The sequence below is a fragment of the Cupriavidus sp. AU9028 genome (genome assembly GCF_019795295.1).
Lineage (GTDB): Bacteria > Pseudomonadota > Gammaproteobacteria > Burkholderiales > Burkholderiaceae > Cupriavidus.
In genome coordinates, this window is record NZ_JAIMCG010000020.1 from 47,097 (window position 1) to 59,036 (window position 11,940).

Genomic DNA, 11,940 nt, shown 5'->3' on the forward strand with positions numbered 1-11,940 from the left:
CCTGTGGCGGGACCGCCGCGTCACGCCATTCCGGGGTTCCGCCCGACTCCCACCACCGTCGGCGTGTTCAGCGGACGGGCCGCAACCTCCTTCTGCTCGCGCAGCCAGCCCGCGACCACGTCCCACACCGGCGGGCCGCCCGCCTGCCGGGCCTGCTCGGAAACCGGGGCCCACCCGGCGACCTTGTAAGTCTTGCCGGCCTCGATGGCGCGGCCGTTCAGCGTCATCGCGCCGATACGCTGGCCCATGGGCGCATTGGGGGCGATGGTGTATTGCAGCCCGCCGACGCGAACCATGTCGCCGCCCTGCTGGTAATACGGGTCCGGATTGAACAGATTGTCGGCCACGTCCTCCAGCACCGTTTTCAGCATGTCGCCGCGCATCGGCGTCACCGTGGTGTACGGATAGGTGATGGCGGTCTGGTCCATCAGCCGCTCCATGGTGATGCCCTCGCCGGGCAGCAGGGTGGTGCCCCAGCGGAAGCCGGGCGAGAAGGCGATCTCGGCGTCCTGCACGTCCATCAGCGCATCGAGGATCAGCTGGTCGAAGGTACCATTGAAGTTGCCGCGCCGGTACAGCAGTTCCCGGTTGATCGCCAGCACTTCGCCCAGCTGCCGCTCGTAGGGGGCGCGCACCTTGCCGATCAGCGCCAGCATCTCGGGGTCGGGCGGCAGGAAATCGGAGAACACCGGCAGCAGCCGGTAGCGGAAGTCCACGACCTTGCCGTTGCGCACGTCGAAGTCGAGCACGCCGAGGAACTTGCCGTTGGAGCCGGCGTTGGTGACCAGCGTGGTGCCGCCCGCATTGCTGACCTGTACTGGCGCCGGCACGCCATCGTGCGTATGGCCGCCGAGGATGGCATCGAGCCCGCGCACGCGCGAGGCGAGCTTCAGGTCGACGTCCATGCCGTTGTGCGACAGCAGTACCACCGCCTGCGCGCCCTTGCCGCGCGCCTCGTCGATGAGGCGCTGCAGGTTCTCCTCCTGGATGCCGAAGGTCCAGTCCGGCACGAAGTAGGCAGGGTTGGCGATCGGCGTATAGGGGAAGGCCTGGCCGATGATGGCCACCGGCACGCCGTTCATTTCGCGCAGGATGTAGGGCTCGAAGACCGGGTCTTCGAAGTCCCGGGTACGCACGTTCTGGGCGAGGAATGCGACCTTGCCCTTGAAGTCGCGTTCGACGATCTCGCGCACGCGCTCGGCGCCCAGGGTCATCTCCCAATGCGGCGTCATCACGTCGACGCCCAGCGCCAGCGCCGCGTCGACCATGTCCTGGCCCTTGGTCCACAGTGCGGTGGCCGATCCCTGCCAGGTGTCGCCGCCGTCCAGCAGCAGCGCGCCGGGGCGGTCCGCCTTCAGCCGTTTGACCAGCGTGGCGAGGTGGGCAAAGCCGCCAACCCGTCCGTAGCGGCGCGCGGCGGCGTCAAAATCCAGGTAGGTGAAGGCGTGCGCCTCGGCGCTGCCGCGCGCGATACCATAGTGGCGCAGCAGCGCGTCGCCGACCAGGTGCGGCGGCTTGCCGGCGTACGGGCCGATGCCCAGGTTGACGCTCGGCTCGCGAAACCGGACCGGCAGCAGTTGCGCATGACAATCGGTGAAATGCAGCAGGTGCACGTTGCCGAAACGTGGCACGTCGTACAGGCGACCGGCAGCCTTTGCGGCTGCGGCCTCGCGCTGCGGAAAGGCCATGCCGGCCGCTCCCGCGACCGCCAGTACCTGCAGGAACTCACGTCGATTCATCTGGTTTTCCTTTGCTGGCCGCCGCGCGGAGGCGGCGCTTCAGCGAGGCCGGGCGTAGCGCTCCAGCCCGGCCACATCCTCCTCCAGCGTCTCGCCGACTTCCTTCTGCACCACCTTGCCGTCAGCGTCGATGACATAGAGTTCGGGCAGGCCCTTGCGGGCGCCCAGTGCCGCGCGCAGCGCGGGCGAGTCCATCGTCGCCGGGAAGGTGTAGCCGCGTTGGCGCAGATAAGCCGTCGCGTCGTCGGGCGACTTGTCGATGCTGATCGTCAGCACCTGCAGCGGCGTGCCGCGCGTGCGGTCGTACAGCCTCTGCAGCCGGGGGTTTTGCAGCGCGCAGAACGGACACCACGACGCCCACAGTTGCACGACCACTGGCTTGCCGCTCCAGTGGCCGGCCGGCAGGGTGCGGCCGTCAAGCAGCTGCACCGCCGGCAGGCGCACGGTGTCGCCCACTTCCGCAGCGGCGCCCGCCGATGCGGCGAGGGCGAGGGCGAGGGCAAGGGCAGTCCCCGCCAGTGCGCGCCGCAGCGGCGAGCCGCCCTTGGCGGACCACGGCAGCACGTGCGCCATGCCGCTTACTGGTTGACCGGCGAGGCCGGATCCAGCAGCAACGCCATCACGTCGCGGATCTGCTGCTCGGTGAGGATGCCCTTGTGGCCGAAGCGGGGCATGTTGGAGCAGGCGGCGAACGCGCTGGAGTCCCAGATCTTGCCCCAGGTGTAGCGCAGCACCGCCTCGGAGTTGCCGCGCAGCTTGCCGTACTGGTACAGGGAGGGCCCGATATTGCCGAACGAGATTTCGGCCTTGGTCATCTGGTGGCACGCATAGCAATTGCCGCCGTTGGTGCCGCCGACCTTGTCCGAGAACTGCATGCCGCGGCCGTTCTGCGCGACCTGCTCGCCCGCCTTCCAGTCGCCCAGCCAGCGGCCGTCTTCCGGATAGCGGATGTTCTTCTGCTCGGCCGCCTCGATCTGGCGGGCGACCTTCTCCGGCACCCGGCTGCGATCAGGGTATTCGCTGCAAAGCGTCTGCATCTGGTCGCGCTCGATCACCCCCTGGATCGTGGCCGGCCCTTTCGAGGTGAACGAGTTCGCGATCAGGCGCTTCATGTCCACGTCGCTGATCTCGGGCAACGCCACCTTGCGTGCATCGGCCTGACGGGCCGGCTTGCCCTTGGCGGCTTGCGCGGCGGTTTCCGCCGCGGCGAGCGACGGCAGGGCTGCGCCGGCGGTCATCACAGCTGCCAGAACGGCGCCGTGCATCGCCTGCCGGCGCGACGAAATATTCTGTGTCATGACGATTCTCCCCGCTCAGCGCTTCAGATTCGGACCGTCATAGGTCCCGCCATTGGCATTGCGCGCGAGGAACATCGTCAGCGCGGTGATCACATCCGAACCATAGGCAGGCTCGGGGAAGCGCTGCTGGCGCAGGCAGTCGTAGATGCGGTGCTGCATCGTGCGGACTTCGCCCTGCGAGACACGGTAGCCGGGCCAGGTGGTATAGGCCGCGCGTGCGCCGTCGCTCTTTAGCAGGTTGGGCAGCTCCTGCAGCCGGATGCGCTGGCCGTCGACGGCGTGGCAGGTGGCGCAGGCAAAGTCGTAGGCGCCGCCGCGATAGAAGAACATGGTCTGCCCGAGGGCATACACGCGCTTCTCTTCCGGATGCGACAGCGAGACGTTGACCGGCATGCCGCGCGACTGTCCGGTGACATAGGCAACCAGCCGCTCGATGTCGGAGCGCTTGCCGCTGGAGGAGAACGGCGTCGCCACCGCCTCGGCCTCGGTCAGACCCTGCAGCTTGACGCGGCACCAGGCCAGCCGCTGCTCCAGGTCCATCACCTTGCCGGCGTCGGCGAAATAGCGCGGCAGTTCGGCATACGCGCCCTTCACCACGCCCGGACCCTTGCCCAGGTCGCATTGCTCGAGCGACGCGTTCTTCGGACCGCCCGGCTTCTTCCACATTTCCTCGCCAGCGGCTTCCCACAGTTCGGCGGGATTGCCGTCGGCCAGCATCTGGCGATACTTGGCGATCTCGTCGGCGGTGCTCGACTGATCCTGGGCCTGCACGGCGGACACGCCCACCACTGCAGCGACAGCCGCCACGCCGGCCGCGGCCATGGCCACGCCGCGGAATCGCAGTCGGTTCGCTTTCATCGATTTCTCCTGCGGCCTCGTCGGGGGATCGGGCCGCTGTTGTTGTCACACCGCCTCGTTATCGGCAGTGTCATTGCGGGGATGCCCGTCCTGCGTCGTGCAGGCGGGCATCCGGCTACGGCTTGATATAGGCGTAGCCTTCGTCGAATTGCAGACGCGCGATCTCGACCACGCCAGCCTGCACGATCTTCGTCTCCAGCAGCAGCTTGTCCTCGGCGATCCGCCGCGCCGTCAGCGTGTTGCGGCAGACGCGAAACTCCACGCCCATGCTGGCGAGCGCGCCCACCGGCGCATCGAAGGTGTTGCCGCGCGAATCCCGCGCGCCTTCCACGAGGAAGTCGACGCCGTAACCCAGGGCCACCACCACGATCTTCGTGCCCGGCGCGCCGGCGAGGTGATTGCGCAGATTGCCCATCGCACGCACGGCCTGGTCGATGCCCTCCGAGAGCTGGTACACCACGCGAACCTGGCGGCGCGACTGGCCCTGCGCCGCGGTGCCCGGCTGGGGGCTGCCCTGGGCGGCGGCTCGGCTGCCCAGCCCAACGGCGGCCAATGCGGCTGCAGCCTTCGCGAAAAATGCTCTACGCATGATGTTGCTTCCTTGGGCCCCGCATGCGCGGGGTCATTGCCGGCCGCGGGGGCCGTTGCTGCACGAGATCGGAGCCGGACTCAGGCGATGGTCGCTTCGTCGGTTCGCTTGTCGCCGCGGTTGTCGATCCAGGTGACGGTGACCTTGTCGCCCTTCGCACCGCCCTTGAACTTGAAATTCAGGAACGGATCCTTGGACACCGCCGGGCCGAAGTTGGCCTGGAAGACGTCCTTGCCCTTGCACTGGGCCACCACCGTCTGGATATGCCAGGCGGGCACCGTCTTGCCGTTCGCGTCCTTGCGCTGGCCGGTTTCCATGTCGTGCTTCATCAGAATCTTGACGTCGACCACGCCACCATTCTCGGTGGCGCGTACGCGCATCGGGTCTGCCATGAGGTTCTCCTGTTGCGATGGGGCAGAAAGGGCGGATGCCCGGATTGCGGGCGCATCCTGCTGGCGGTCCGGAGCCACGGGCCCCGGGGTTCAGCCGCCGCAGCCGCCCAACGTGACCTTGATTTCCTTGGAGGCGAGATACCACTTGCCCCCGGACTTGACGGCAGCGTGCACCACCGAGGTCTGGCCCATCTTCACCCGCGTCGAGACGAAGGGTTCGGTGCCGGCCGGGATCACGAAATCCGCTGCCAGCGTATTGGGGTTCTTTTCGACCAGGATCGCGATCTGCTCCGTGTCGGGCAGGTTGCTGGTCACCGCCACCGGCACGACCGCGCCGTTCTCGGCAATGTCCGGCGCGGTAAAGGTGATCGCCCCGCTCTTCTCGGCGGCATTGCCGCCGAGCGCCTTGATCACGTCATCGACGCTCTTCCCCTCGAACGCGGCCTTGTTCCACTCGGCCGCCTGCGCCTCGCCGATCAGGCCGGCCGCCGCCATCAGCGACACGACGGCGCTCATGCGCAGCATTTCTCGTCTTGTGATTGTCATCATTTACTCCTGAGCTCTACCCGCCCCGCGGTATTCTCGTCAGCCGCGCGCCAGTCGCGCGGCACCGGGCGATGCATTGCCGCCCGGCCTGCAAGCGCGGCCCGGCACGGTGCCGGACCGCAATGTCGGTGTTACTTGGCCGGAGCGCCGGCCAGGATCCAGTCGATCACCGTCTTCAGATCGGCGTCGCTGATATTCGGATTGGCCGGCATCGGCACCGGACCCCAGACGCCCGCGCCGCCGCCCTTGACCTTCTTGCTCAGGTAGGCCATCGCGTTCTTGTCGCTCTTGTACTTGGCCGCCACGTCCTTGTAGGAGGGGCCGACCAGCTTGCGCTCCACCTGATGGCAGCCCATGCAGGCATTCTGGTTGGCAATCTGCTGCGCCTTGGCCGCGTCGACTGCCGCGTGCGCCGAGGCCGCACCGGCGAGCATCAACGCCGCGATCACGAACTGCTTCATTGTTCACTTTTCTCCGACTGAATGGCCGTGGGGACGGCAACGACCGCGCCCGGCGACACCGGCAGACCGCGCGGCACGAAGTTGGCCACCGATCTGACGGCGGCCAATACGCTATTTTGCCTCAACTATCCATCGTGCCATGACATGGATATCCATATCTGAAACAGGCGTGCGCCGCAGAGTGGGGGCCGCGCGATGATCCGGACCTCACTTGAAGTCAGGAAACGAAAGTTCAGGGTAGCCGGCAGTGGGTTCACGGGGGCGGGTGACTAGCATCGCCCGGTGATCGCACTGTACGGCCCCCCATGTTCCATACGACCCTCGCTTTTTTGCCCATCGCTGGCGCCACCACACCGGCCGCCTCCAACACCAGCGGCGAGACGCAGCCGCTGCTGGGGCCGGTCTGTTCACGGAACACTGCGCCGGGCACGCTCCTGACGTCCCCGGGCGCGGTGCGACTGGGACGGTGGCACGGTCATATCGTCTATTCCCGGGACCGGACCGGTGCACTGGCGGTGGTCTGCGGGAAGCTGGAACCTGCCGAGCAGGCGCGGCGCGGGCTGCGGGACAAGCTGTTCGGTCTGCTGCAAGGGATACGCTGGGGCGGCAGGGTGCGCCTGACTCGCCGGCAGAAGGAGGACTGCCTGCGCATTGAGCGGATATTCGCGGCATCACGGCGTGCCGTCCCTGCAATGGCTGCGGCGCCCACGTCCGAGGGCGCCGCCGCGCCCTCCCCGACCGCCTCACCGCCCGCTTCACCGCCCGCCTCCCCGCCCGCCCCTGAGCAGCATCAAGCGACCGGCCAACCGAGGGCTCCGGCTCCCGTCGCTGCAGTCCTGCCGCCCTCCGCGCTGGCGCTCGAAGCCGCGGCAGCGATCGCCAACGGCGAGCCGGACAAGGGAGAGGCCTGGCTCTTGCAGCTGACCTCGGACGCCGGTGTGAACGGCGCGGGGATCGCCGCCCTTCGGCCCGCCCTGACCGAGCGCGATCTGGCCGCGATGCTGCGCTATCGACCGGCGTTGCGGCGCGCCGCGATGCTGGCGTGCCGGGATATCGACGATTGGTGCGAACTGTTCGGCCGGTGGAAGGTTGCGCACGCGTCGAAGGCCACCGTGCCAGGAGACGACTGCAGCGACGGCCGGATACACCAGCTGCGGGCCGACGCCAGAATGATTCGGAATGCGCGGCTCGATTCGGCAGCGCTGTCCGCCGTACTGGAGGACCGGCTCACCACCGCGCACCTCTCGCGCTGCCTGCGAGAAGGCATCAGCGCCTGCGACTCGGCGACCGCCGCCGCAACTCTTCTCCAGCGGACAGACATCGGCATCGCGCCGACCGACGGCAGCGTTCCGGCGATCCGGCGCGAGCTGCTGGACCAGCTTACCGCCGCCGCGAGGCCCCTGGTACTGGGCTACCGGGATGCGACCCGGCTCGCCGCCGTCCTCGCGGCCGGCGCCTACGGAGCCACGCTGGATGCGCTGCTGGCTGGAGATGCGCGTAAGCGTGTCGTGCAGTCCATCGGCGAGGACCTCAATGCCCTGCTGTCCGCCACAGAGGGCTGTCCGCGCCGGGCAAACATCTTCCTGCACGACACGGCGCTATCGCTCGCCGGTCTCGCGCACGGCCTGCCGCCGCCCTATGGGGAGGAGCAGATCGCGCGGCTGCTGCGGTTTCCGCCGCCGCCATGCCGCCCCGCCATGGCGCTGCTGTGGCAGACGCCGGATATCGAGCAGATCGTGAAGACCATCTGCAGGCGCGCCGCCAGCCTGCGCCCCGACCCGGCCCTGGAAGCCCTGTGCATGAGCCATCCCGAGCGCCAGCGTGTCGTCGAATTGCTTGACGTCCTGCATGACGCCTTGCAGATCTGAGCGATGCAGCGCCTGCCGTGCACGCACACCGGTCCGGGGTCTTATCGCAAAACCTAAAGCGACATGGCAGGCGTGATCGACCGGCACTGCAGCGGGGCAATACAGTGCGCACCTGAAATTGACGGACGCCGCTTCCTGCGCGTTCACTTTGTGAGGTGAGTACGAAATGCCCTACGTTGAAACACCAGTCAACAAATTTGCCGATTTCAGACCGACGATTGGCGCCGGAGCCAGCGACCAACTCTATTTCACGAGGAAAGGGTCGATCCGGTTCGGCGACCTTCGGGAGGCCCATCTGGAGTACCGGACGGATGGCCCGGTCTTCACTGCAGGGATCCTTGCAGCGCCGGCGGATGGAGCAAGTACCGATTCTGCCGCGGATTCGGCGACCGCCGGGAAGAGCGTCCCTGCGTACAACGTGATCGTCATCGATACAAAGCGGAGCCTTCTGCAGAGACTGTTCGACTGGATCTTCAGACGGTCGATCCCGTTCAAGGACGTCGTTCCCCTGAGCGAGCGGCAAGCGAGCGCGTACATGCGGCTGGAACAGGACATGGGCAACCTGTGCACCCGCCCAGCAGAGGGGTCAGGGCCGGAGCAGGAAGCAATAAAGACGCGGTTCGACAAACTGGCGCGGCAAAGGCAGGCGATGCAGGAGGTCGACCAAGCCTGTGCGGAAGGGAAACCGGAGTGTCGCGCGGCCGTTCTCGAAAAGCTTCAGCTCCCCCTGGTCGCCGACATGGTCTGGGACGATTCCGAGCGACTCTTGCATGTGGTCAACCTCTGCAGCAACGTGGTCGACCTCCTCGAGCTTGCCCGAACCTGCGATCCGGCCGGGAAGGACGAGAAGCCCGGTATCAAACACCTGCTCGGCCAAGGCCCCGAGATGACGCTGCTATTGCAGCGCGCGCTCATCGAGACCTGCAAAGACGAGTCGCTCGAAGCGGCGCTAGCTGCCTTGAAGCCATTCTTCGATGACCCAGGAGAAGACAGGAAACGGCTATTCGCGGACTGCAAGCATCTGCGCCGAGTGCTTTTCAGCAAGGTCTCGACCCTCGAGGAGGCGTTGAAGCTGGCGGCCTTCCCGGCATGGGATGGAGGGACGGCCATAAGAGCCATGCTTAAGGACGAAGGGTTGCCGAGCCGTCTGGTCCACAATATTGCCGACGGAGTCGGGGATGCGCTCCCGCCCGGCTTTGCAAAGGTGGATGGCGAACCGCTGAGCAAGTTCCGGAAGTTGGTGGAAGTCGACTTGCCGACCCTGCTGGGGTTGGCGGGCGGCGGCACGGATTCCGATGTCGTCCCCATGACGGTCCCCTTCGCGCTGTGCAGCTACGAATGCCGCACCAACCTTGTCCGCGCACATGAGCGCTATCACGAGGTCATTGCATTCGACGCGCTGTCCCGCTTTCTTCCGGAACTGGAGATCGCCGACGTGCCGCAATGATCCGCTGAACCAAGATAGGTAGCGGACAAAAGGCACCGGGGACGCCTCTGCGCCGCCGGTGCCTTTCGTCTTCTCATCGCCGGTTCCTGCGCTACCCAAGCGCATCGGTCCAGATGGTGTTGGCCCACGCCTGTGCATAGGCGCCTTCCAGCGCGTTCGGCTCGGCGGACAAGCCTCCCGAGCCGGGCACCGTCACCATCGTCTTCTTCTGCGGGTCGTAGCGGTGCACGCTGGCCACGTGGATGGCCTCCTGCTCGGAGGTGAAGCTGTAACAGGTGTTGTTGTACAACGGTTCCGGATTCGGTTGGCGGCCCGACAGCAGGGCGACCAGCGCGGATGCCACCACCTTGCCATGCTGGTTCGCCATATGGCCGGACTTGGGCATCAGCGGTGCGATCTGGATGGCGTCCCCAATCACGTGAATGTTGGGCACGGCGAGCGACTCGAAGCTCAGGAAATCCACTTCGCACCAGCGGCCGTTTGCGGTTGCGAGTCCGGTTGAAACGGCAATCGCGCCAGCGCGCTGGGTGGGGACGACATTGGCGACATCGACCCGCTCGTCGTCCTGGATCTCGAACTTCAGCGTGCGCGTGGCTGGGTCGACATCGACCGTCCGGTACTGCGGGCGGTACTCGATCATGCCCTTGTACCGCGTGTTCCAAACTTGCTTGAACAGCGCCCCTTTCGACGTGACATCGGGATTGGCATCGAGGACCAGCACCTTGCTGCGCGGCTTGGCCCGGCGGAAATAATCGGCCACCAGACAGGCGCGCTCGTAGGGACCAGGCGGGCAACGATACGGCGCCAGCGGCACGGTCAGCGCATAGACGCCGCCGTCCGGCATCGCCTCCAGTTGCCGGCGCAGCGCGACGGTTTGCGCACCGGCCTTCCATGCATGCAGGATCCGGTCGCCGCCGGGACGGGCGAGCCCCGGTACGTCGTCAGGCAGGAAGTCGACGCCGGGCGACAGCACCAGGCGGTCGTACGGAAGCGAGGCGCCGCTGGCGAGCCGGACCAGACGCCGCTCGGCGTCGATGGCCGACGCCGTGTCGCGCAACACCTTGACGCCATGGCGCGACGCCAGCGCGTCATAGCTGAGCGTCAGGTCGTCGATGCGTTTCGATCCCGCCAGCACCAGGTTGGACAGCGGGCACGAGATGAAGACGGGATTGGCCTCGACCAGCGTCACGTCGATGGTATTGCCGCTCCATTCGCGCAGATAGCGCGCCGCGGTGGCACCGCCATAGCCGCCGCCGATGACCACCACCTTCGCGGCGGCCTTGCCGCCGCCCCTGGGATTGCCCGCTGTGGCGCCGGCGCAGCCGGTCAGCGAGAGTGCGCCGAGGGCGCTCGTGCCGAGCGCCGCCGCGGCGCCCAGAAACTGTCGTCGTTGCATGCGCCCACCCTTATTTGACGGCGGCGAACCACGCCGCGATGGCAGCGATCTGTTCGTCGGTATAGCCCTTGGCGATCTGATGCATTACCGTTGCCGGCCGGGTGCCTGCCTTGAACGCCTGCATCTGCGCGACCAGGTCCGCCTGCGGGCGGCCGGCGAGCCCCGGGACCGGACTGTTGGCCGGCGCACGGCCCGCCGGCCCATGGCACGCCGAGCATGACGCGGCCCAGTCGCGCACGCGCTGCACGTTGTCGGGCTGGGCCGATGCCAGTGACGGCATTGCCGCAAGCAACGCAATTGCCGCTGTCAACGGCAGGGTCGACCAGGACATGGTGGCTCCTCGAGACGGTTCGGCGCGCACTGCCGGTCAGGGAAGATTGCGGCCCGGCGGCAGCGCCATCGGCGCGGGACTGGCTTCGACCGGCGCCGGCGAGACCGTCACGCCAGGCGCGGTGCTTGCGCCGGTGGCGGGCGCCCCGGTGGCCGGCAAGGTGCCGCCGACAGCGGAGCCCGAACCGCTGGTCACCGTGGTCGGCGCCGCGCTGGTGCCGCCGGACTGCAGGCCGGTGGCGATGCCTTCGACGTTGTCGCCCGGCGGCGCATTCTGCGAGCTTGCCGCGGCATCGAGACGGGCCCGCTCGGCTTCGTTGACGTAGTCGAATGCCTTGACGACCTTGGTGACGCCGCTGACGGTGCGGGTCTGCTCGGTGGCGCGCTCGCCTTCGATCGGCGTGACCACGCCCATCAGATAGACGGCACCGCGCTCGGTAGTCACCTTGATCGAATTGGACGGCACTCCTTCGGTCGCCATCAACAGCGTCTTTACCTTGCTGGTGATATAGGCGTCCTGGCTCTGCTCGCCGAAGCTCGGCGAGGACTTCACCTCGAGTTCGTTGATTACCTCGCGGGCATTCTGCAAGCCGCGCACGTACTGGTCGATCTGCTGCTTCGTATTGGCGTCCTTCACTTCGCCGGTCAGCAGCACCTTGCGGTTGAAGACGGTGACATTGACTCGCGCGGCGCCGTCATAACGCGTGCGCAGCGTATTTTCCGCTTCCAGTTGCAGGCCGCGGTCGATCGCCTGGGTACCCGTGGGCCGGCGGTCGGTGGCACTGGCGACGCCGCCAGCCATCGCGCCGGCGATGACCGGAAAGCATCCGGTCAATTGGGTGGTGGCAACCAGCATCAGCGCGGCGGTGCTGGTGATGCGGGCCAGCGAGAGGAGACGACGAGAGGCGGCGCGGCCGGCGCGGGAGTGGGCCGGCGCCGACGGTTGCGCATCGCGCGAAGCGGGCGAAGTGTTCATGCGTTCCTTGGTCGAAGCGGTGTAGCAGTGTGGGACGAGC

The 11,940-nt window shown here is 67.2% G+C and carries 13 protein-coding genes; 2 read left to right on the forward strand and 11 right to left on the reverse strand.

The annotated features are described in order from the left end of the window. Positions 1-20 precede the first annotated feature (20 nt). The 8 genes from soxB to K6V06_RS18630 all read right to left on the reverse strand — a co-directional run bounded on the left by soxB (position 21) and on the right by K6V06_RS18630 (position 5,883). Positions 21-1,739 carry a thiosulfohydrolase SoxB gene (soxB, locus tag K6V06_RS18595; RefSeq protein WP_222245607.1) on the reverse strand — a complete coding sequence of 573 codons (1,719 nt, stop codon included), beginning with the start codon at positions 1,737-1,739 and terminating at the stop codon, positions 21-23. 39 nt (positions 1,740-1,778) lie between these two features. Then, positions 1,779-2,312 carry a TlpA disulfide reductase family protein gene (locus K6V06_RS18600; protein WP_222245608.1) on the reverse strand — a complete coding sequence of 178 codons (534 nt, stop codon included), beginning with the start codon at positions 2,310-2,312 and terminating at the stop codon, positions 1,779-1,781. A gap of 5 nt (positions 2,313-2,317) precedes the next feature. Continuing rightward, positions 2,318-3,004, reverse strand: a complete 687-nt coding sequence (gene soxX, locus K6V06_RS18605) for a sulfur oxidation c-type cytochrome SoxX (RefSeq protein ID WP_370637503.1) — start codon at positions 3,002-3,004, stop codon at positions 2,318-2,320. 48 nt (positions 3,005-3,052) lie between these two features. Beyond that, on the reverse strand, positions 3,053-3,895 hold the full coding sequence (gene soxA / locus K6V06_RS18610; protein ID WP_222245610.1) for a sulfur oxidation c-type cytochrome SoxA: 843 nt from the start codon (positions 3,893-3,895) through the stop codon (positions 3,053-3,055). Between the two features lie 115 nt (positions 3,896-4,010). Then, positions 4,011-4,484: a DsrE family protein gene (locus K6V06_RS18615; RefSeq protein WP_222245611.1), complete on the reverse strand. Its 474-nt coding sequence runs from the start codon at positions 4,482-4,484 to the stop codon at positions 4,011-4,013. 80 nt (positions 4,485-4,564) lie between these two features. Next, entirely contained in the window at positions 4,565-4,876 is a 312-nt protein-coding gene (soxZ, locus tag K6V06_RS18620) for a thiosulfate oxidation carrier complex protein SoxZ (RefSeq protein ID WP_222245612.1), read from the reverse strand. A gap of 90 nt (positions 4,877-4,966) precedes the next feature. After that, positions 4,967-5,422 carry a thiosulfate oxidation carrier protein SoxY gene (soxY, locus tag K6V06_RS18625; RefSeq protein ID WP_222245647.1) on the reverse strand — a complete coding sequence of 152 codons (456 nt, stop codon included), beginning with the start codon at positions 5,420-5,422 and terminating at the stop codon, positions 4,967-4,969. A 131-nt stretch (positions 5,423-5,553) separates the two neighbouring features. Next, positions 5,554-5,883: a c-type cytochrome gene (locus tag K6V06_RS18630; RefSeq protein ID WP_222245613.1), complete on the reverse strand. Its 330-nt coding sequence runs from the start codon at positions 5,881-5,883 to the stop codon at positions 5,554-5,556. Positions 5,884-6,188: 305 nt separating this feature from the next. Between K6V06_RS18630 and K6V06_RS18635 the strand changes: the two genes are divergently transcribed. Next, positions 6,189-7,751 (forward strand): hypothetical protein, encoded by a 1,563-nt coding sequence (locus K6V06_RS18635; RefSeq protein WP_222245614.1) that lies wholly within the window; start codon positions 6,189-6,191, stop codon positions 7,749-7,751. 166 nt (positions 7,752-7,917) lie between these two features. Next, positions 7,918-9,198: a hypothetical protein gene (locus K6V06_RS18640; protein WP_222245615.1), complete on the forward strand. Its 1,281-nt coding sequence runs from the start codon at positions 7,918-7,920 to the stop codon at positions 9,196-9,198. A 91-nt stretch (positions 9,199-9,289) separates the two neighbouring features. On the opposite strand, the gene K6V06_RS18645 is transcribed toward K6V06_RS18640, so the two are convergent. Genes K6V06_RS18645 through K6V06_RS18655 form a run of 3 tightly spaced genes read right to left on the reverse strand, consistent with a single transcriptional unit; the run spans position 9,290 to position 11,900 of the window. Continuing rightward, on the reverse strand, positions 9,290-10,594 hold the full coding sequence (locus K6V06_RS18645) for an NAD(P)/FAD-dependent oxidoreductase (protein WP_222245616.1): 1,305 nt from the start codon (positions 10,592-10,594) through the stop codon (positions 9,290-9,292). A gap of 10 nt (positions 10,595-10,604) precedes the next feature. Continuing rightward, on the reverse strand, positions 10,605-10,925 hold the full coding sequence (locus K6V06_RS18650; protein ID WP_222245617.1) for a c-type cytochrome: 321 nt from the start codon (positions 10,923-10,925) through the stop codon (positions 10,605-10,607). A 36-nt stretch (positions 10,926-10,961) separates the two neighbouring features. Beyond that, positions 10,962-11,900 (reverse strand): BON domain-containing protein, encoded by a 939-nt coding sequence (locus K6V06_RS18655; protein ID WP_222245618.1) that lies wholly within the window; start codon positions 11,898-11,900, stop codon positions 10,962-10,964. Between the last annotated feature and the right edge of the window lie 40 nt (positions 11,901-11,940).

Bases quoted from the DNA above. Each gene is read 5' to 3' on its own strand.
- soxB (WP_222245607.1), bottom strand. From the start codon at position 1,739: ATGAATCGACGTGAGTTCCTGCAGGTACTGGCGGTCGCGGGAGCGGCC.
- K6V06_RS18600 (WP_222245608.1), bottom strand. From the start codon at position 2,312: ATGGCGCACGTGCTGCCGTGGTCCGCCAAGGGCGGCTCGCCGCTGCGG.
- soxX (WP_370637503.1), bottom strand. From the start codon at position 3,004: ATGCACGGCGCCGTTCTGGCAGCTGTGATGACCGCCGGCGCAGCCCTG.
- soxA (WP_222245610.1), bottom strand. From the start codon at position 3,895: ATGAAAGCGAACCGACTGCGATTCCGCGGCGTGGCCATGGCCGCGGCC.
- K6V06_RS18615 (WP_222245611.1), bottom strand. From the start codon at position 4,484: ATGCGTAGAGCATTTTTCGCGAAGGCTGCAGCCGCATTGGCCGCCGTT.
- soxZ (WP_222245612.1), bottom strand. From the start codon at position 4,876: ATGGCAGACCCGATGCGCGTACGCGCCACCGAGAATGGTGGCGTGGTC.
- soxY (WP_222245647.1), bottom strand. From the start codon at position 5,422: ATGACAATCACAAGACGAGAAATGCTGCGCATGAGCGCCGTCGTGTCG.
- K6V06_RS18630 (WP_222245613.1), bottom strand. From the start codon at position 5,883: ATGAAGCAGTTCGTGATCGCGGCGTTGATGCTCGCCGGTGCGGCCTCG.
- K6V06_RS18635 (WP_222245614.1), top strand. From the start codon at position 6,189: ATGTTCCATACGACCCTCGCTTTTTTGCCCATCGCTGGCGCCACCACA.
- K6V06_RS18640 (WP_222245615.1), top strand. From the start codon at position 7,918: ATGCCCTACGTTGAAACACCAGTCAACAAATTTGCCGATTTCAGACCG.
- K6V06_RS18645 (WP_222245616.1), bottom strand. From the start codon at position 10,594: ATGCAACGACGACAGTTTCTGGGCGCCGCGGCGGCGCTCGGCACGAGC.
- K6V06_RS18650 (WP_222245617.1), bottom strand. From the start codon at position 10,925: ATGTCCTGGTCGACCCTGCCGTTGACAGCGGCAATTGCGTTGCTTGCG.
- K6V06_RS18655 (WP_222245618.1), bottom strand. From the start codon at position 11,900: ATGAACACTTCGCCCGCTTCGCGCGATGCGCAACCGTCGGCGCCGGCC.